The 17,752-nt window shown below is 58.7% G+C and carries 18 protein-coding genes and 2 tRNA genes; 3 read left to right on the forward strand and 17 right to left on the reverse strand.

Translation table 11 applies throughout. From position 1 onward, the window contains the following. Positions 1-126: 126 nt before the first annotated feature. The 9 genes from ACYZT7_RS02365 to ACYZT7_RS02405 all read right to left on the reverse strand — a co-directional run bounded on the left by ACYZT7_RS02365 (position 127) and on the right by ACYZT7_RS02405 (position 8,183). Complete coding sequence (locus ACYZT7_RS02365; RefSeq protein WP_462039797.1) at positions 127-396, reverse strand: hypothetical protein; 270 nt, start codon at positions 394-396, stop codon at positions 127-129. A 345-nt stretch (positions 397-741) separates the two neighbouring features. Further along, on the reverse strand, positions 742-2,070 hold the full coding sequence (locus tag ACYZT7_RS02370; protein WP_057384675.1) for a tyrosine-type recombinase/integrase: 1,329 nt from the start codon (positions 2,068-2,070) through the stop codon (positions 742-744). A gap of 164 nt (positions 2,071-2,234) precedes the next feature. Then, positions 2,235-2,310 (reverse strand) — tRNA-Thr (locus ACYZT7_RS02375). Positions 2,311-2,440: 130 nt separating this feature from the next. Then, positions 2,441-3,682, reverse strand: a complete 1,242-nt coding sequence (locus ACYZT7_RS02380; protein WP_462039798.1) for a nucleoside deaminase — start codon at positions 3,680-3,682, stop codon at positions 2,441-2,443. A gap of 298 nt (positions 3,683-3,980) precedes the next feature. Beyond that, on the reverse strand, positions 3,981-5,210 hold the full coding sequence (locus ACYZT7_RS02385) for a methyltransferase (protein WP_462039799.1): 1,230 nt from the start codon (positions 5,208-5,210) through the stop codon (positions 3,981-3,983). After that, positions 5,191-5,880 carry an ABC transporter permease gene (locus ACYZT7_RS02390; protein WP_462039800.1) on the reverse strand — a complete coding sequence of 230 codons (690 nt, stop codon included), beginning with the start codon at positions 5,878-5,880 and terminating at the stop codon, positions 5,191-5,193. The genes ACYZT7_RS02385 and ACYZT7_RS02390 overlap by 20 nt, the downstream gene beginning before the upstream one ends. Then, positions 5,877-6,572: an ABC transporter permease gene (locus tag ACYZT7_RS02395; RefSeq protein WP_282377354.1), complete on the reverse strand. Its 696-nt coding sequence runs from the start codon at positions 6,570-6,572 to the stop codon at positions 5,877-5,879. The genes ACYZT7_RS02390 and ACYZT7_RS02395 overlap by 4 nt, the downstream gene beginning before the upstream one ends. 77 nt (positions 6,573-6,649) lie before the next feature. After that, positions 6,650-7,396, reverse strand: a complete 747-nt coding sequence (locus tag ACYZT7_RS02400) for an ABC transporter substrate-binding protein (protein WP_462039801.1) — start codon at positions 7,394-7,396, stop codon at positions 6,650-6,652. Between the two features lie 13 nt (positions 7,397-7,409). Continuing rightward, positions 7,410-8,183, reverse strand: coding sequence for an ABC transporter ATP-binding protein (locus ACYZT7_RS02405; RefSeq protein ID WP_007897462.1), 774 nt, complete (start codon positions 8,181-8,183; stop codon positions 7,410-7,412). Positions 8,184-8,297: 114 nt separating this feature from the next. Between ACYZT7_RS02405 and ACYZT7_RS02410 the strand changes: the two genes are divergently transcribed. Next, entirely contained in the window at positions 8,298-8,516 is a 219-nt protein-coding gene (locus ACYZT7_RS02410; protein ID WP_462039802.1) for a hypothetical protein, read from the forward strand. Positions 8,517-8,693: 177 nt separating this feature from the next. Next, positions 8,694-10,085, forward strand: a complete 1,392-nt coding sequence (gene gabP / locus ACYZT7_RS02415) for a GABA permease (protein ID WP_462039803.1) — start codon at positions 8,694-8,696, stop codon at positions 10,083-10,085. A 72-nt stretch (positions 10,086-10,157) separates the two neighbouring features. Here the strand turns inward: gabP and ACYZT7_RS02420 are convergent, their stop codons facing one another. The 4 genes from ACYZT7_RS02420 to ACYZT7_RS02435 all read right to left on the reverse strand — a co-directional run bounded on the left by ACYZT7_RS02420 (position 10,158) and on the right by ACYZT7_RS02435 (position 13,170). Continuing rightward, positions 10,158-10,610: a hypothetical protein gene (locus ACYZT7_RS02420; RefSeq protein WP_462039804.1), complete on the reverse strand. Its 453-nt coding sequence runs from the start codon at positions 10,608-10,610 to the stop codon at positions 10,158-10,160. A gap of 6 nt (positions 10,611-10,616) precedes the next feature. Beyond that, positions 10,617-11,033 carry a hypothetical protein gene (locus tag ACYZT7_RS02425; protein ID WP_462039805.1) on the reverse strand — a complete coding sequence of 139 codons (417 nt, stop codon included), beginning with the start codon at positions 11,031-11,033 and terminating at the stop codon, positions 10,617-10,619. Positions 11,034-11,070: 37 nt separating this feature from the next. After that, a complete protein-coding gene (locus ACYZT7_RS02430) occupies positions 11,071-12,045 on the reverse strand; it encodes an alpha/beta hydrolase family protein (protein ID WP_462039806.1) in 975 nt (324 codons plus the stop codon). 69 nt (positions 12,046-12,114) lie between these two features. Beyond that, the gene (locus ACYZT7_RS02435; protein WP_462039807.1) at positions 12,115-13,170 is read right to left on the reverse strand and encodes a PDDEXK nuclease domain-containing protein; all 1,056 of its coding nucleotides are present in this window, start codon (positions 13,168-13,170) and stop codon (positions 12,115-12,117) included. Between the two features lie 263 nt (positions 13,171-13,433). Between ACYZT7_RS02435 and ACYZT7_RS02440 the strand changes: the two genes are divergently transcribed. After that, the gene (locus ACYZT7_RS02440) at positions 13,434-13,883 is read left to right on the forward strand and encodes a carboxypeptidase regulatory-like domain-containing protein (RefSeq protein ID WP_462039808.1); all 450 of its coding nucleotides are present in this window, start codon (positions 13,434-13,436) and stop codon (positions 13,881-13,883) included. 65 nt (positions 13,884-13,948) lie between these two features. On the opposite strand, the gene ACYZT7_RS02445 is transcribed toward ACYZT7_RS02440, so the two are convergent. The 4 genes from ACYZT7_RS02445 to ACYZT7_RS02460 all read right to left on the reverse strand — a co-directional run bounded on the left by ACYZT7_RS02445 (position 13,949) and on the right by ACYZT7_RS02460 (position 17,680). Further along, a tRNA-Phe gene (locus ACYZT7_RS02445) sits at positions 13,949-14,024 on the reverse strand. A 103-nt stretch (positions 14,025-14,127) separates the two neighbouring features. Beyond that, positions 14,128-14,400 (reverse strand): oxidative damage protection protein, encoded by a 273-nt coding sequence (locus ACYZT7_RS02450; RefSeq protein WP_462039809.1) that lies wholly within the window; start codon positions 14,398-14,400, stop codon positions 14,128-14,130. Continuing rightward, a complete protein-coding gene (mutY, locus tag ACYZT7_RS02455; RefSeq protein WP_462039810.1) occupies positions 14,397-15,464 on the reverse strand; it encodes an A/G-specific adenine glycosylase in 1,068 nt (355 codons plus the stop codon). Before mutY ends, ACYZT7_RS02450 begins: the two co-directional genes overlap by 4 nt. Beyond that, positions 15,461-17,680, reverse strand: a complete 2,220-nt coding sequence (locus tag ACYZT7_RS02460) for an AsmA family protein (protein WP_462039811.1) — start codon at positions 17,678-17,680, stop codon at positions 15,461-15,463. The genes mutY and ACYZT7_RS02460 overlap by 4 nt, the downstream gene beginning before the upstream one ends. Positions 17,681-17,752: the final 72 nt, after the last annotated feature.

The following is a 17,752-nucleotide window of genomic DNA, read 5'->3' on the forward strand; positions in this document are numbered from 1 at the left end:
TGGCCTCCTGAACACTTCCAAAGAAGTGGGCGGGTGGAGGCTGCACTGGCTGACGAGACCAACGCCGGGAGATCCTGAGTCGGGTGAAGGCAGTGACGAGATGACCGGGGCATGCCTGACTGTCAGTCAGGTGCAGTCCATTCCGTGGGCTGCGGCACCATCATCTGCATCGCTGTTGCCGGTGACTTCGGTGTTTGTCACGCCGATTGTCACGAGGGGGAATGCCGCAAAGCCTTGTACGAGTTGGGCTGCAGCAGCGGTAGGAGCGCCCGTCTCTTTCCGGAAGAAAGAGACGGGCGCAGGTTGGCGCAGTGAAATGGCCAAGCGGATAGGTTGCTGCAGGGCAGCTGGGTAGGGGATGTATTTGCCGCAATGGCAATGATCTGAAGTAGGCATCCATCACTCGGTGAGTGACCGTGCGAGCTACCGGACGCTAATCGCACTTTGGGAGAACCACCACGGTGTGGCGTAGCCTCAAAGGTTCTGGCTACCTGGGGTTGCTGTCGACGACAGCGCTTTGCCCGATCTTTTCTACGCCTGTGGATAATTCGGGTCAAGGCTCGAATTTTCGGGAATTCTGCGGCTGTGGATGAAATTATCCACCGGTGGAAATCTGTGGTTTTCCACAGACAGTTGCGTGGGCTTTAGATTTTTTAAGTGAGGTCCATCCAAACAGGGCGGCTTTGCAGCCCTGTTTGGATGGACCCGCGTGGAAGGGCGGACTGCGGTGATCTCTTTGGCTTACCCACGTTTGGATGCGCCACGGCTATTTTGTAGGGCGGTAATGTTGTCGCCAACCGGGTGAGCGAATTCGTGGGGCGTCACATGCCCATGGCGGTTGGCGTCGATGTAGTTGCTCCACCACGCCATGATTAGCCTGCGCTGTTCGAGGAATTCGGCCTTGTGGATATAAGCGGCGCGCACGCGGTTGCGTTCCTTGTGGCTCATTTGTCTTTCGATGGCTGCGTCGGTCCATAACCCGGACTCTAGTAGGGCGCTACATGCCATGGTCCTGAAGCCGTGGCCGCACACGTCCTTGCTGGTGTCATAGCCGACGTTGCGGAGCATGGTGTTCACCGTGTTCTCGGACATGGGCTTCCAGTACTTGTGGTCGCCCGGTAGCACTAACTCTGAAAAGCGACTGAGGCTGCGCAGGCGCTCCAGTATTTCGATGACCTGCGGCGATAGTGGAACCATTTGAATGTCGCCATTCATCTTGGTCCCACGTGTGGAGTTGCGTACCCCTTCAATCGGTGCGCGTGTATCGGGGATTTCCCACATGGCGCGTTGGAAGTCGAACTCACTCCATCGAGCGAAGCGCAACTCGCTGGAGCGGACGAATACATGCAGCGTGAGCAGGACGGCAAGGCGCGTCAGCTCGCGGCCGTTGTAGTTGTCGATACGGTGTAGCAGTTCGGGTAGGCGGTTTAGGGAGAGGGCCGGGCGATGGACTGTGCGCGGCGCGTGAATCGAGCCTGCCAGATCCAGTGCAGGATTCATGGTGATCTGCCGAGCCCTTTTGGCCCCGCGCATGATGGTGGATAAGTAGTTCTGTACCCGTAACGCCACATCCATGGTGCCGCGTTCCTTGATGCGCTGGGTGATCTCTAGCAGGTCATGGGTATCGAGTTCGGCGATGGGTCGTTGGCCGATCAACGGGAAGACGTGGGTACGCAGTCGGCTCATCACGGTTTTTGCGTGTCCTTCGGTCCAGCGACGGGACATGTCGGCGTGCCACTCCAGAGCAACGGTTTCGAAAAGCAGTGCCGCCCGCTGGGCTACGATCTTGGCCTTCTTCTTTTCTTCCATTGGGTCGAGGTTGTCGAGCAGCAACGCCTTGGCTTCGTCTCGCTTACGTCGTGCGACGGAAAGGGTAACGATGGGGTAATTGCCGATGATGAGCGTACCTTCCTTGCCGCTGGGCTTGGTGTACTTCAAGCGCCAGGTCTTCACGCCATTGGGTTTGACGAAAAGGTACATGCCGCCGCCGTCGAACAGTTTGTAGGCGCGTTCGCGGGTTTTGGCCGTGCGGCATTGCAGGTCGCTGAGGGGGATCGCTAGACGTGGCATAGGGGTACGCGCTCCTGACCGGGAAATCGCAGTACCCCTAACATACCCTCGGGGAAGGGGGATTTTGTTGGATCCCGACAGAGGGTCCTGGAACGAAAAAACCCGCCAAAGGGCGGGTTTTCGGGGCTTCCAGAGCATTCGGTGGAATGCAATGGAACCTAATGTGGTGCCGGCACCAGGAGTCGAACCCGGGACCTACTGATTACAAGTCAGTTGCTCTACCAACTGAGCTATACCGGCGTGTTAGGGCGACGATTATAGCGATTGCGTTGGTTCTGTAAACCCCTGAATTCAGACTATTTTTGCGCAACCGTCAGGCCGGCCCCGCGGACGCTTCTGCGGGGCCGGCCTGAGCGATTGCTTTAAAGCATTACATGCCGTTTTTTACCGCGTTGATCAGGTCCTGACTCAACACCTGCGCGGGCGCCACTTGCACGCTTTGCGTGTAGAACGGCGGCAGGTTCTGGGCCAGTGTCGACAACGCCTGGGCGGTGGTGTTGCCCGGCAGCAGCACGTATTGCAGGTTGGACGGATAGCTCTGCGGCACGGGGCCTTCCATGGTCGAACCGTACGCGCCGAAGGTCATCACGGCCTGCGGGGTGGCGGGGTCGGGGGCGTAGAGGAAGACGAAGGTGCCGTACTTCGGATGCGTCAGGTATTGCTCGGCCTGGGCGCGAACCGTCGGGTCGGGGTCGTTCATCAGGGTCCAGCGCATGACCGCGTAGTTGCGGGTAGTTTCCATGAACGCTGTACGAATCGGCGACTGGTTCTCGACGCCTCCCAGGCACACCAGCAGGTTGCCGAACGGATCGATGAGGGCCACCGAGTTGAACACGGGGCTGTGCTGTGCGGTTTGTAACAGTGGCGGGGCGAGTTCTGCGCCGGGGTCGCGTGGGTTCGCCGATTGCACGGTCAGCGCAAACGGGCTGAGCGCCGTCAGTGCCTGGCGCACTTTGCTGTTGGCCGGAAGGTTTGCCGGGTTTTGCAGTTGATCCGGTGGCAGACCGCTGTTGTTGCTGGCCTCGCGAACAGTGTTGACGCTGGCGGAGAAGATCGAGCTGCAGAGGAAGTACGCCGCCGAGTCGATGGTCTGGCCGCCGAACACCGGGCTGGTCGAACCCTGATAGGCCCGGCTGACAGGCGCCGCAATCGCGTAATAACCCCAGGTGTCCTGCGCCTGTTGGCGGATCTGCGGTGGCAGCGACGGAAAGGTGAACTGACTGTTGTAGTTGATGCCTGCATAGTCATCGATCGCACTGACGGCGACGTTAAATCCTGCAGTCAGCAGCGAACCGGCGCACATGGCGCATGGGTCTAGGGTGGTGACGACGGTCAACTGATTGGGCGGTGGCAAGTTCAATGGCGCGACGTTTTCGTAGTACCAGTCCACCAATTGCCGCTCGCCGTGGGCGGTCGGATCATGAGGTAGAAAGTACGTGGTGCCACTGCCGGGGAAAGGCATCAGCACGTTGTTGTGCAGCGCGGCGATGACCTGGCCCGTTGCGTTGTTGATGATGGCGCCACCCACCGCGAAGGTTTGCTGCAGTGCAGCATCAATGGCTTGGTTGGCGACGGTATCGACGGCTTCCTGTGCACTGTTCAATGTGCTCATGTTTTTCCCAGCTCCTTGCTGTTTGAACGCCAGGCAATTCTGGCGTTTGGCAAAGATAGTTGAGGTTTCGCAGGTCGTTTATGTTGTTTTGGCTGAACGCTTATGCACAACGGGATCTGTACCGCACCTGTTTAGAGGCAAATTTGTGGAGCCGTTCTCATTTGATCGCAAATGCCTGTTTTTCCAATTTTTTTACAGGTGTACGAAAATTGAACAGTTGTGTTTCAGCCCCGAAACAGCCGTATATATTGGATCCACGATAATTTCATCCCCAGAGTTATCCACAGGCTGAGGTGCTTTAAGGGCGCTCAGCCAGGATCAGGAAATTACGCGGTGTGAGCGAGGTTTCGCAGAACGTTCCGAGGCGAACCGCATAACCCTGCTCGAACAGGAAAAGTGCCCGATCGAGTACCAGCCAAAGCTCCAACGGGCGTCGGAAAAGACCGCGCAACAGCTCCAGATTGCGCACTTCGGCCAATCGCTGCCAACCAGCGGCTTCGAGTGCTGACCAATCCTGCGGGTCGATTGTGGATAACTCTTTAAGCACGGCCAAATGATGGCAGTAATCGGCGAAGGATTTATCCAGCCAGGCGCTGGGCAGGGACGGGGTGGGCAGGTATTCGTCCATGCCGCGCAGTTGCCGCTGCAACAGGTCGAAGCCGAGGCGTCGGGCCATAGAGGCGTCCCGCTGACGTCGGACGCGAGCTCCGGCGGTGACGGTTTCGCTCATCGGTAGCGAAAGATCTTCGAGGGACAGCTGTAGGTCGGAGCGCTTGGCCGACGAGGAAAGCGGCTGATACTCGCTCAGACTGATTCGGTTGTAGCAGCAAGGCGCGATGGCCAGTTGTTTGCAGCCTTCCGCACTGGCGAGCTGGATCAGCCGCACATGCAGATCACCGCAGGCGTGCAACGCTACTGGCGTGTGATCGGCATTCAAGAAAGAAGCGGCGTCCGCAGCGAGCACGTCTTGCTCGACATGCAGCGCATGCATTTGATGACGTTGGCTGAGTGCTTGTCCGCTGGAAACCAGCGCCGGGTCGTATTCCAGGCAGGTCAGTTGTTGCCCGGTTTGCAGCAGACGTCGTCCCAAGTGTCCTTTGCCTGAGCACCAGTCCAGCCAATGACTTGGCGCGTCAGCAAACTGCAAGCAACTGGCGAAGGCTTCGATTTGCTGCCACTTGCGCCCCGGCACATCGACATTCAACCGATGGCCTGCCGCTTCAAGCGCATGAGCCGGCAATTCACCCACTGTGCTCAGTTCAAGGGACAACGCCGCCAGCGAGGCAAAAGGCTCCGGCGCATCCAGCAAGCAAGGTTGGTTGTGGCTATGTTCCGCCTCTTCCAGCGACCGCCCGCGTAGCCATTCGGCCAGCTGCGGGTAGGACGCTTCCCAAGGAAGCTGCAGATGAGTAAACGGCCGAGGCTTCCACAGCGCCTGATGCTCAATCAGAAAAGCATCCAGTGCCGCGAAACGGGCGAGTAAGACCTCGCCCGTCAGCACGCAGGCATCAACGTCCTTGGCAGGCATCGACGCGCAACCAGCGCTCCAGCAGCTTGAAACCGCGTACCAGCACATAAGCCATCAGCAGATAGAACATGCCCGCTGCGAAGAAGATCTCCACCGGCAGGTAGGTCCGGGCAATGATGGTGCGGGCCATGCCGGTCAGTTCCAGCAAGGTCACGGTGCTGGCCAGGGCACTGGCCTTGAGCATCAGGATCACTTCGTTGCTGTAGGCCGGCAGGCCGATGCGGGCGGCACGGGGCAGGATGATGTAGAACAGCGCCTTGGGCCGGGACATGCCCAGCGCCCGCGCTGCTTCGATCTCGCCCGGTGGAATCGCCTGGATCGCGCCGCGCAGGATCTCGGCGATGTAGGCCGCGGTGTGCAGCGTCATGGTCGCCGTGGCACACCAGAACGGATCGCGCAGGTACGGCCACATCGAGCTGTTACGGACCGCGTCGAACTGCGCCAGGCCGTAGTAGACCAGGAACAGCTGAACCAGCAACGGTGTGCCACGGAAAAAGAAGATGTAGCCGTAGGGAAATGCCCGCACGTACCAGAGTCGCGATGAGCGGGCGATGCCTAGCGGAATGGCCAGCAGCAAACCCGCGATCACGGCGATGGCCACCAGCTCCAGGGTCAGCGTCGCGCCTTGAGCCAGTTTCGGCAGCCACTTGATGATGATTTCCCAGTTCATTGGGTGCTCCTCGCGAAGCCGCGAGCGGCACGTTTTTCCATAAAGTACATGCCCGTCATGGCGAGAATTGTCAGACCCAGGTACATGAACGCGGCCACCATATAGAAGGTGAACGGCTGTTTGGACACGGTTACGCCGATTTGCGCGTGACGCATGATCTCTTCCAGGCCGATCACTGACACCAGCGCGGTGTCTTTCATCAGGATCATGAACAGGTTGCCCAGGCCGGGCAGGGCGATGCGCCACATCTGCGGCATGATCAGCTTGGTGAAGATGCGAAATTTCGACAGGCCCAGCGCCACACCCGCTTCACGGTGACCTTTGGGGATGGCCAAAATTGCACCGCGAAAAACTTCCGTGGCATAGGCGCCGAAGCACAGTCCCAGCGCAATCACACCAGCGGCAAAGGCATTGAGTTCGAGGTCGGGGTTGCCGAAGAACTCGCCCAAGGCACGCATCAGGTTGACTGTGCCGAAGTAGATCAACAGCACCCATAGCAATTCCGGGATGCCGCGAACCAGCGTCGAGTAAGTACCGCCAAGCCATTGCAGCGGCTTGTACGGGGAAGTCTTGGCCAAGGCGCCGAGCAGACCGAGTACCAGCCCCACGCACAAAGCCGAGAGTGCCAGTTTCACAGTCATCAGCGCGCCAGCGGCGAGCGCTGGGCCGAATCCGTAGAGATCGATAGTCATGGATTTCTTTTCAATTGCGGCAGGCAATGCCAAGGACTGGCGCCGTCAGCGAACGGCGCCGGTCAGGCAGGTCAGAATCAATAGATGCTGAACGGGAAGTACTTGTCATTGATCTTTTTGTAAGTGCCGTCCTCGACGATTTCTTTCAGGGCAAGGTTCAGCTTCGCGCGGATCGGGTCGCCTTTACGTACAGCGATACCGATCTTGTCGCTTTCTTCCACCGGATCGCCCTTGAACTCGTAGGACCGACCGGCGTCGCTTTTCAGCCACTCGTAGTTGACGTACTTGTCCGCCAGGATGCCGTCCAGACGACCGGAGGTCAGGTCGAGGTAGGCGTTTTCCTGGGTGTCGTAGAGTTTGATTTCAACGCCTTCCATGTTGTCTTCCAGCCAGGTGCCAGCGAGGGTCGCACGTTGTGCGCCGATCACTTTGCCTTGCAGGGAGGCCTTGTCGGTTTTGAAGTCGACGTCTTTCTTGGCGATGAATTGCAGCTTGTTGGAGTAGTACGGGTCGGTGAAGTCCACCGCTTGTTTGCGCTCGTCGGTGATCGACATCGAGGAGATCAGGAAGTCGAACTTCTTGGCGTTCAGGGCCGGAATGATGCCGTCCCAGTCAGACGTGACCACGGTGCATTCGACTTTCATCTTGGCGCACAGGGCGTCGCCGATTTCTTTGTCGAAGCCGACGACATTGCCACTGGCATCTTTGTTGTTGAACGGCGGGTAGGCCGCTTCGATGCCCATCTTCAAGGTCTCGGCGGCGGCACCGGCGCTGAAGGCCAGGGTGACGGCAGCAGCCAGGAAGATTTTTTTGTAGTTCTGCATGCGGGTAGCTCCGTTAGCGGTTGCTGGACATGAATTGTTTGCAGCGCGCCGAAAGCGGGTTTTCGAACACCTGCTGTGGCGATCCTTGCTCTTCTACCAGGCCCTGGTGGAGGAACACCACCTCGCTGGAAACCTGACGGGCGAAGCCCATTTCATGGGTGACCAGCAGCATGGTGCGGCCTTCTTCGGCCAATGCTCGGATGACATTAAGTACTTCCTGAACCATTTCCGGGTCAAGGGCGGAGGTGGGCTCGTCGAACAGGATCACCTTGGGCTGCATCGCCAACGTGCGAGCGATGGCCGCGCGCTGTTGCTGACCGCCGGAGAGTTGCGCGGGGTAGGCGTGGCGTTTGTCAGCGATGCCGACCTTGGCCAACAAGGCTTCGGCGACTTCAATGGCCTCGGCCTTGCTCTGGCCGAGCACCCGGCGCGGGGCTTCGATGATGTTGTCGAGCACGCTCATGTGCGGCCAGAGATTAAAGTTTTGAAACACAAAACCGATCTCGCTGCGCAGGCGGTTGATCTGCTTGCCGTCAGCAGCGACCAGTTCGCCGTTTTTCGCGGCTTTGAGCTTGAGTTCTTCGCCGGCCACCAGGATTTGGCCCTGATGCGGGTTTTCCAACAGGTTGATGCAACGAAGGAATGTGGACTTGCCGGAACCGGAAGAACCCAGGATCGAGATCACGTCGCCGTCGCGGGCGGTCAGCGAGATGCCTTTGAGCACCTCAAGCTGTCCGTAGCGTTTGTGCAAGTTGCGGATTTCAAGCGCGGGCGTGGCCTCAGCCATGTGCGTTCCTCATAGTATTTCGCTCCTGCTGTTGGCGGCCTTCCTGGCGAGGCGGCCAAGCTAGCATAGCGTTCGAATGGCAGCCAACAGTGCTACGGGCAGTAAACGGGTGGCATGTGGCAGGTTGTCGCATCGATACAGCAGACTGTCGCGCTGCTATCAACCGAACAGCCGTTTGAACCAGATGCTCCGCGGCTGCCGCGTAAAAAAGGGCGCGATGTTGCCAGCTTTGGCGGGGTGTTGGAAGCGCTTACCGGCCAAACGTTCCTGATCTGCACTTTTATTGTGCGCCGGCTCATTTATGAGTGTGTTTCTGGGGCGAATTGCCATTAATCTCAGTGACTTGCGGTGACTGTCCGGTCAGTGCCGAGAGCACCGAGGATGAGGAGTTTGTAATATTTTGGCGCAATTATTGCGTGCAGAATACGGAACGCCCCGTTGGTTTCTTTTTACGAGAGGGAATCCCAAGCGGGATGGATGCATTCGCTTTTCCTTACAAAGGTAGTTTCAATGAGCAGTACCCCAAGCTCCAATGGCCTCGAACAGGGGCTCAAACCGCGTCATGTGACCATGCTGTCGATCGCCGGGGTTATCGGTGCCGGCCTGTTCGTCGGCTCGGGCCACGCCATCGCCGCAGCAGGCCCAGCCGTGCTGTTGGCCTACGCTGCCGCTGGTACCCTGGTGGTCCTGGTGATGCGCATGCTCGGCGAAATGGCCGTCTCTTCGCCGGACACGGGCTCCTTCTCGACGTACGCCGATCGCGCGATCGGTCACTGGGCCGGTTTCACCATCGGTTGGTTGTACTGGTGGTTCTGGGTTCTGGTCATTCCGCTGGAGGCCAACGCCGCCGCGACCATCCTGCATGCCTGGTTCCCGAATGTGGCGATCTGGGCCTTCACCTTGATCATTACCTTGTTGCTGACGGTGACCAACCTGTTCAGCGTGAAGAACTACGGTGAATTCGAATTCTGGTTCGCCCTGATCAAAGTCGTGGCGATCATCGGTTTCATTGTCCTCGGCGTTCTGGCGATTTTCGGCTTCTTGCCGAACAGCCAGGTCAGCGGCGTTTCGCACCTGTTCGACACGCAAGGCTTCCTGCCAAACGGCATGGGCGCTGTACTCGCTGCAATGTTGACCACCATGTTCTCCTTCATGGGCACCGAGATCGTGACCATTGCGGCCGCGGAATCGAAGAACCCGGGCAAGCAAATCTCCAAGGCCACCAACTCGGTGATCTGGCGGATCGGCTTGTTCTACCTCGTGTCGATCTTCATCGTCGTGGCGCTGGTGCCATGGAATGATCCGGTACTGGCAGCTGTCGGTTCCTACCAGACCGTGCTTGAACGCATGGGCATCCCGAATGCCAAGCTGATCGTCGACATCGTGGTTCTGGTTGCCGTAACAAGCTGCCTGAACTCGGCGCTCTACACCGCTTCGCGCATGCTGTTTTCCCTCGGCAAGCGCGGCGATGCTCCGGCCGTGTCCCAGCGCACGAACGGTAGCGGCACACCTTACTGGGCTGTGATGCTGTCGACCGCCGCGGCCTTCCTCGCCGTATTCGCCAACTACGTGGCCCCGGCCGCCGTGTTCGAATTCCTGTTGGCCAGCTCCGGCGCCATCGCGCTGCTGGTGTATCTGGTGATCGCAGTTTCCCAACTGCGCTTGCGTCAGAAGCGCATGGCTGCCGGTGAGAAAATTGCCTTCCAGATGTGGCTGTTCCCTGGTTTGACCTATGCGGTGATCGTGTTCATCGTTGGCATACTGACGATCATGCTGTTCCAGGAAGCCCATCGCGTGGAGATCCTCACGACTGGGCTGCTGAGCGTATTGGTGGTGGCTGCCGGTTTGTTCGTGGCTCGCCGTCGCAAACTGGAAAAGCGTGGCGCGGTGGTGCTGAACTGATTCACACCGCGTAACGCAAAACGGCCGCTGTCAGTGATGACAAACGGCCGTTTTTGTTTCTGAGGCGAGTGTTTACTTAGCCTTTTCTTCCTGCGCATCCAGCGACTCGCGATAGCTGTCGAGCGCCGTGCCGAAGTCGGTGATGAACTGCGGGTCTGTCAGCCAGGCCTGGGCGGTATCGCGGTCCATGCCGTCGGCCCACATGCGGTAATCGATCAGCATGTCGGCGGCCAGGTGAGTGGCGGCCATGGCTTCGTTGTCGGCGTTTTCCATGTCCAGCAGTTCTGGGTGGTCGCTGATGATGCCGGCAAGGTTCGACAGCAAGGTCAGCAGCATGTCGTTGCGGCTGGTGGCTTCCGCGTCACGCATTTTGCTGAACATCGCCAGGGTGTATTCCGGGATCGGCTCGCCGATTTCGCCCAGGTCATCGTCCAGCGCAGCGGGTTTTCTGCCGTGGATATTGATTTGTTTGGCTTTGATCTTGGCGCGTTTGGCGCGTTTCTGTTGCTTGTTCAGGGATGCCATGGGAACTCAGTTTGCTTTCGGTTGTGTTTGGGCCGCGATGGCGTCGGACGCCGCCACGTAGTCAGCCTGGAAGGCTGGGGATTCGATCCACGCCAAGGCGCCGGCTTCGTCGACTTCGGTGGACCATTGGCGATATTCGATCAGAGCGGCGAGGATGAAGTCCATCGCGCCTTCTTCGCCTTCCTGCTCGTACACGAGCCCCAGCAGCGGGTCTTCCAAGAAGGCGACGCACATGGCTTGCTGGCTGGTTTTTTCAGCGTCGATCATTTTCTTGAACAGCTCGGTCAGGTCCACCGATTCAAAGTCGATTCGATCGTCGTTCGGGTCCAGCTCGACCGGCGCGGCAGCCCGTTGGGTGCGGTTCTGCTTGGCCTTGGCTTTGGCGCGTGTGGCGCGTTTGTTCTGCTTGTTGGCGGATGCCATGGGCGTCGTTCCGTATTCCGTTGAGTGGGCGCATCAGTCAGTTGCGTGGCACTAGCCGCCCAGGTGTGTCGGGGGCCAGTTTGCCGGTTTGCAACCAGGACAATGCAATGGGCCATAGTGTGGCTTGGTATGGGCTACGAAAAAAGGCGAAATGTCCGACTTCTTGTTCGCCGATGTCTTCGGGGGCGATTCGCAAGTGGGCGTTCGTGCTGTTGGTGAAGTAACCCAGCAGCCGTTCGATGGCCGGAATCGTGCCGTAAGGATCGTCGCTGATGCTGATGGCCAGGTTTTGTGCGGTGACGGATGAGAAGGGCAGTCGCCCGGATTTTGCGTGAAGGATGCGACCGCTGGGGCGTTTCTCGTAGTGCGCGGTGGGCATGCTCCAGTCGCGAACCACGCCGGCGGGGGTGTCCTCTAGCCAGCCGAGACGTTTGCCGGGGAAGTAGCCGCAAAGCAATGTCATCAACGGCATCACCAGATGCCACTTGCCGAACATCCGCCAGCGATGGGCGGGCGCGTAATCGCGCCAGTAAGCGAATTGCGCACCGACGGTCACCAGACGTCGAATCATATGCCCGGAAGCTCCCAGGCCCGCTGCACAGCCTCCAAAGCTGTGGCCTACAACATCGATGGGTTGCCCGGGAAATTCACGCTGAGCGCGCTTGAGCATCGCCTCAAAGTCCAGCGCGCCCCAATCTGACCATGAAGCCCGAAGCCCTTTCAGCGACGCGGGTCGCGATTCGCCGATGCCACGGTAGTCGTAAGTGATCACGTCGAAGCCGTTGGCGAATAGGTAATCGGCAAAGCGCGAGTAGTGCCGACAGCGGACCGATGTTGCGGCGTTGATGATCACCACTGGACGGGTCGAGTCTTGATTCGCATGCCGCCAGGTGAAGCCGCCAAGGATGAAACCGTCGGCGGCGGGTTCCTTGAAAGAGTCACCAGGTGTGCCGGTGGGTAACGGCAATTCAAGTTGCGTCGGGGCCAGTGAGGGCATGTCCTGCAAATTCATCGGCTTTGAACCTTTGCGGTTAGCCAGTCACCATAGTCTTCACGCCGTTTATGAACAATCCACCCGTGCTTATCGGAGCCTTTGCTTGAGTAACCGCTCCTCAAGCACCGCCCACTCCCGATCCAGTTCTGTGCGAAGTTCCTCCTCGCTCGGCAGTACCAGTCTGTAGGTACTGGCGAACAGTTGTTCGTTGCCTTGCAGTACTGAATAGCGCACCACCGATTCATCTTTTTGCGCGCACAGAATGAGGCCGACGGTGGGGCCATCCTCCGGTCCGCGCTTGAGGTCGTCGTACATGCGCACGTACATGTCCATCTGGCCGACATCCTGGTGGGTCAGTACGCCGCGCTTGAGGTCGAAGATGACGAAGCACTTGAGCAGGTAGTTGTAGAACACCAAATCGATGTAGAAGTCTTTGCTCTCGGTACTGATGCGTTGCTGACGAGCGATGAAGGCGAAGCCTTTGCCCAATTCGAGCAGGAAGCCCTGGAGTTGATTGATCAATGCTTGTTCAAGTTCACTTTCCTGGATCAAGCCCGCATTGGGCAGGCCGAGAAACTCCAGTAGCACTGGGTCCCGGATGAAATCCCGAGGGCTGGCGTTCATTTGCTGGATGTTGGTGGCGGCTTCCTGTTTGACGGCAGCCCGGTCGCGGCTCGCCAGCAAGCGTTCGTAATAGAGGGTATTGATCTGGCGCTCGAGGGCGCGACTTGACCAGTTCTGCAGGGCTGATTCGTTCATGTACCAGTGGCGAGCGTGGTCGTTGTCGACTCGTAGCAGTCTGCGGTAGTGGGTCCAGCTCAATTCGGAACGCACTGCGTTCCAAAATGGAAAGGTCTGATAAAAGTCCCGCATGTATCGCAGGTTGCGTTCGTCAAAACCTTTCCCAAACTCCGACGTCAGTACTTTCGCCAGTGTCGATAGCAGCTGCTTGCCATAACTCGCCCGCCGAGCGCCTTCCTGCTCGAACTCCACAATATGCCGTCCGATCTGCCAACAGGTTTGCACCTGAACGGTATCGACCGCTCGTAATACCTTCTGACGCGCTTCGCGGATCAATTCACCAAGATTGCCGAGCAGTGAGGTTATTTGCGGATCTTTGTTACCGGGTTTGAGGGAGGTCATGACATTTTCCGCAGCTGAAGGAAACAGTCGGAAGAGGATGGCAAGAGAGTGATAACCCGCGATGCCGGGCGTTGCTGGTAAATCGGAAGGAAAAGTGGATTTGCTATGCAGGACCGGGCCGACGGCAGCTCATGCATGAAGAGCACATCACGTAGTCCAATTCGCAGTGAACCCAAGTACTAATCAATCTAAAACTAGGACATTCAGCGAGAAATCTAAAAAGGAGTAACGATTGGGTTCTGCGGAGCCCGGGAGTCGCCATCATGAAGTACGTCCATTCACTCATGTTGCCCATCGCCGCAATCGGCTTGTTGATGTTCCCAGCGCTGTCGCCGGCCGCCAGCCTTGAGCCCATCGATAGCTCAGGTGTGCAAGTCCAGAGGCAAGAGCAAAACGGGATTACTTACCTGTCCGGCGGTATTGGCGAGGATGAGTCGAAGGCTATCCAGCAAACCACTGGATACAACCTGCACATGACCTTCTCTATCGGGCCGGAAAATAAATACGTTCCCGACGTAGATGTGGTCATTCAGAAAGCACCGGGGCAGACGGTATTGACGCTGAGCCAGGCTGGCCCGTTGGTTTACGTTCAGCTACCTCCCGGCAAGTACTCCGTTGTCGCGACCCGTAATGGTGAAGCGAAACATGACACAACGGATGTCGGAAGCGGCACCGCCCGCAATCTGGTTTTTCACTGGGATGTTGATGAGTAGTTGGGCGTTACTAAATCCCAGGCATAAAAAAACCCTGAATCTTGCGATTCAGGGTTTTCGGTATTTGGTGCCCAGAGACGGAATCGAACCGCCGACACGGGGATTTTCAATCCCCTGCTCTACCGACTGAGCTATCTGGGCAACGGGGCGCATTAAACGGGTTTTTCAGGGGGTCGTCAAGCAAGTTTTCAAAAAATATTTAATTATTACCGTCGCTTACGATCCGCCCCCCGAGAAAGCGGGATTATTCAGCCGGCGGAACGTAGCCGTCGGCTTTGGCGTATTCCTCGCCGGAGAAGTACTTGTCCATCTCGCCCTGAAGATATTTGCGGTCGTCGGCGTTCATCATGTTCAGGCGTTTTTCGTTGATCAGCAGGGTCTGGTGTTTCTGCCAGTCGGCCCAGGCCTTGGCCGAGACATGGTCAAAAATGTCCTGACCTTTCGCCCCCGGGAATGGGGCGCGTTCCAGGGCGGGCAATTCTTCTTTGTACTTGCGGCACATGATGGTGCGGGTCATGACGACTCTCCTGCGTTCAATACGGCGGCCGCGCGTTCGAGCAAGGTTTTGACCGGGGCGGCAAGGCCCAGGCGCGGCGGGGTGGCGAGGTTATACCAGAGCCAGTCGGCCTCGGCCACGTGATGGCCGGCCTCCTGGACCTGAACCAGCCAGGGTTCGATGGACAACTGAAAGTGACTGAAGGTGTGCACCAGGCTCGGCAGCGACTGTTGGCTGCCCAGCTCCAGCGAATGCTGCGTCGCCAGATGTTGCAGGTCGTCGAGGTCGTCGAGTTCCGGCAGGCTCCATAAACCGCCCCACAAGCCCGTGGAAGGGCGACGGTAAAGCAGAATCGCGCCTTCGCCGTTGGCGAGCATCGGCATTAGCGTGCGCTTCTGTGGCACGGCTTTGCGCGGTTTGGGGATCGGGTAGCGGGTTTCGAGGCCGAGCATGTGCGCCTCGCAACCCTTTTCAAGCGGGCAAAGCAGGCAGCTCGGTTTGCTGCGTGTACAGAGCGTAGCGCCCAGATCCATCATTGCCTGGGTGTAGGCGTTGACCCGATCATGCGGTGTGAAGCGCTCAGCGTTCGCCCACAGCTGTTTCGCGACCTTTGGCTCGCCCGGATAGCCCTCTTGCGCGGTAAAGCGCGCCAGCACCCGTTTGACGTTGCCATCAAGGATCGGCGCCCGCAGGCCCATGCTCAGGCTGGCGATGGCGCCCGCCGTGGACAGGCCGATACCCGGCAGATCAACAAGCTTTTCCACATCCCTCGGAAACTCGCCGCCGTATTCGGCGACGACAATTTTCGCGGTCTTCTGCAGATTGCGTGCGCGGGTGTAGTAACCGAGGCCTGTCCACAGGTGCAGGACTTCGTCTTCCGGCGCAGCGGCCAGGGCTTCGACGGTCGGCAACGAGGCCATGAAACGGTCGAAGTAGTTCAGCACGGTGCTGACCTGGGTTTGCTGCAACATGATTTCTGACACCCACACCCGATACGGCGTGATGCCTTGTTGCCAGGGCAAGTCGTGACGGCCGTGGCGGTCGTACCAGTCCAGCACCGCCGTTGAAAACTGCTCGGCTCTCATCGCTTGAACAGCCCCTTTAAGGCGTTTTTCAACTCCGGGCTGACCTTGTCGCCAAGCTTCTCATCGATTTTTTCGCTGATTTTCTCGCCAGCCATTTTGCTCGCGACCTGGCCCATGCGTTCGTTATCGAGGCGGCAAGCTTTGGCGCCTAGCTCCAGCGGGCCCCGGCAACGCAGCGGCCACTCGATGCCGACGAACCTCTCGCCGACCTGACAGGCCGGGTCCGGCATGTCGCTCTTGTCGCCTTCGACGATAATGCCCACGCGGTAATCCATGCCCAGCACCCGCAGATCGACGTCACCGTCGCCGTTGACGGTCATGCCCGGGATGCGCACTTTCAGGTCCGGGTTGCTGGCCACGCCGTTACGGAAGGTCAGGTTGCCCTTGAGCTCCTGGAACGGTGTGTCCTTGCCCCGTGGCTCGCCGGTGAGGGATTTACGGTTCAGGGTGGCGATGCCTTTGCACAGCTGTTGTTCGAGGTTGGCATTGAGCAGGACGCCGTCGTTGATGACGAAACTGGCGTTGCCGTTGAGGCTTTCGATCAGTGCTTTCTGGCTGTTGCCGCTGCCGGTCAGGTTGCTGTTGAGCGTCACCAGACCTTTGACCGGCGGATTTTTACCCTGGCTTTCGAGGATTTTTTCCACCGGCACTTTGCTGATCTGTGTCTGCATGTTCAGCGCGGGCACCTGTTGGCGCACGTCGAGCGTACCTTTGGCGTCGAAGTGGCCGTCGTACAACTCGCCGCGAAGGTTTTCCAGTGTCAGCAGGCCGCCCTGACCGGTGGCCTTGAGCGCCGCGTTCTGGATCGGCAGTTTATCCAGGGTCAACTGGCCGAAGGTGAGGTCAGCGTCCACGTCGAGTTTGCTCAGCCGTTCCACTGGCAACAGACGTTCGTTGCTCCACGCGTCTTTGGTCGGTGCTTGCGGCAGCGGTGTGCTGCCCGCGCCGGCCATGGCATCGGCTTCGGTGGTGGCGACTTCAGCCTGACGGACCTGCGTTGCGCTGCTGGCTTCGGCAGACTTTGGCGGCAGGTAACGGTCGACGTTGAAGGTGTCAGCTTTGAGGCTCGCCCGCAGCGATTGCTTGGCGAAGTCCTCGACGGCAATGCGGCCGGTGAAGGTGCTGTCGTCGACTTTCAGGTTGATGTTATCGAACGACAGGCTGGTAGGCGTTCCCGCAAGACGGCTGACCAGCTCGACTTTACTCAGGCTGCCTTCGGCCATTGCCGGGAGTTTCTGGCCGATGCTATCGATGAATTTCGCCAGATCAAACTGGGCGATCGAGAGGCCGCCGTTGATTTGCGGAGTCTTGTCGAGGTCGTTGACCTTCAGTTCACCCAGCGCGCGCAATTGGTTGGCGGAGATTTTGATGCCGGTCCATTCGGCGACGTTCGCTGCTTTATCCAGCAGCAACTGGCCCTGGGCGGCGAAGGTCATGGTCTTGCCTTGCAGCGGATCGCCGGCAACTTCACCGGAGAGTTTCATGTCTTCGAGTTTGTAGCGCTGCAGTGCGCGCTCGAAACGCAGTTCGCCGTTGAGCTCGGTACGCACGCGCAGGACTGGCTGGTTGGTGCCCAGGAACGCGGTGAGTTTGATCGGGATATTGGTGGAGTCATGCACCGGGCCGGTACTCAGCTGGATGCTTTCGGCGCTGAACTGCTTGCCGGTTTTCTCATCGCTGTATTCAACACGGGCGTTGTTGACGGTCAGGCTGTCGATGTCCAGGCGGATTGGCTGGGCCGGTTTTTCTGCTTGGGCGGTGGTTTCTGGCGTAGGGGCTTCGGTGGTGGCGGGTGGCGTGGCCGAGGTTGCTGGCGCCTTGCCGATGTCTTCCCAGTTGCCGTGGCCGTCCTTGTCACGGTTCAGGCGCAGGTTAAGGCCCTCGACGCGCACATCGCTCATCTGCACTTCACGGCGCAGCAGCGGCAACACGCGAACCGACAGACCGAGCATTTGCAAGTCGGCGAACGGTTCGGTGGGCTTGGCCAGGGTCGCGACACTGGCTTCGTGCAATTCCAGGCCCAGCCACGGGAACAGGCTCCAGCCGATATCGCCATTGAGCGTCAGCTCGATGTGGGCCTTGTCGCGGGCAATCTGGCGAATCTCGTCTTTATAGTCGTTGGGATCAAAGAGGTGGGTCAGGGCAAAGCCCAGCGCCACAATGATCAGCAACAGTCCGAGAAGTACCAGACCCAGGATTTTGCCGAACGCTTTCATGGGCGAGTCCTTGTAGTTAGTCGAATTCGAAATTTAGCCGGGGAGTATAGCGCTCCGCAGCGGACGACCGGT

Source organism: Pseudomonas sp. RT4P38, assembly GCF_054897765.1.

Excerpts from the sequence above, each read along its gene's own strand:
- ACYZT7_RS02450 (WP_462039809.1), bottom strand. The coding sequence starts at position 14,400 with ATGACCCGCACCATCATGTGCCGCAAGTACAAAGAAGAATTGCCCGCC.
- ACYZT7_RS02395 (WP_282377354.1), bottom strand. The coding sequence starts at position 6,572 with ATGACTATCGATCTCTACGGATTCGGCCCAGCGCTCGCCGCTGGCGCG.
- ACYZT7_RS02385 (WP_462039799.1), bottom strand. The coding sequence starts at position 5,210 with ATGCCTGCCAAGGACGTTGATGCCTGCGTGCTGACGGGCGAGGTCTTA.
- ACYZT7_RS02460 (WP_462039811.1), bottom strand. The coding sequence starts at position 17,680 with ATGAAAGCGTTCGGCAAAATCCTGGGTCTGGTACTTCTCGGACTGTTG.
- ACYZT7_RS02425 (WP_462039805.1), bottom strand. The coding sequence starts at position 11,033 with ATGGCATCCGCCAACAAGCAGAACAAACGCGCCACACGCGCCAAAGCC.
- ACYZT7_RS02405 (WP_007897462.1), bottom strand. The coding sequence starts at position 8,183 with ATGGCTGAGGCCACGCCCGCGCTTGAAATCCGCAACTTGCACAAACGC.
- mutY (WP_462039810.1), bottom strand. The coding sequence starts at position 15,464 with ATGAGAGCCGAGCAGTTTTCAACGGCGGTGCTGGACTGGTACGACCGC.
- gabP (WP_462039803.1), top strand. The coding sequence starts at position 8,694 with ATGAGCAGTACCCCAAGCTCCAATGGCCTCGAACAGGGGCTCAAACCG.
- ACYZT7_RS02410 (WP_462039802.1), top strand. The coding sequence starts at position 8,298 with ATGTGGCAGGTTGTCGCATCGATACAGCAGACTGTCGCGCTGCTATCA.
- ACYZT7_RS02435 (WP_462039807.1), bottom strand. The coding sequence starts at position 13,170 with ATGACCTCCCTCAAACCCGGTAACAAAGATCCGCAAATAACCTCACTG.
- ACYZT7_RS02430 (WP_462039806.1), bottom strand. The coding sequence starts at position 12,045 with ATGAATTTGCAGGACATGCCCTCACTGGCCCCGACGCAACTTGAATTG.
- ACYZT7_RS02440 (WP_462039808.1), top strand. The coding sequence starts at position 13,434 with ATGAAGTACGTCCATTCACTCATGTTGCCCATCGCCGCAATCGGCTTG.
- ACYZT7_RS02420 (WP_462039804.1), bottom strand. The coding sequence starts at position 10,610 with ATGGCATCCCTGAACAAGCAACAGAAACGCGCCAAACGCGCCAAGATC.
- ACYZT7_RS02390 (WP_462039800.1), bottom strand. The coding sequence starts at position 5,880 with ATGAACTGGGAAATCATCATCAAGTGGCTGCCGAAACTGGCTCAAGGC.
- ACYZT7_RS02400 (WP_462039801.1), bottom strand. The coding sequence starts at position 7,396 with ATGCAGAACTACAAAAAAATCTTCCTGGCTGCTGCCGTCACCCTGGCC.
- ACYZT7_RS02380 (WP_462039798.1), bottom strand. The coding sequence starts at position 3,682 with ATGAGCACATTGAACAGTGCACAGGAAGCCGTCGATACCGTCGCCAAC.
- ACYZT7_RS02365 (WP_462039797.1), bottom strand. The coding sequence starts at position 396 with ATGCCTACTTCAGATCATTGCCATTGCGGCAAATACATCCCCTACCCA.
- ACYZT7_RS02370 (WP_057384675.1), bottom strand. The coding sequence starts at position 2,070 with ATGCCACGTCTAGCGATCCCCCTCAGCGACCTGCAATGCCGCACGGCC.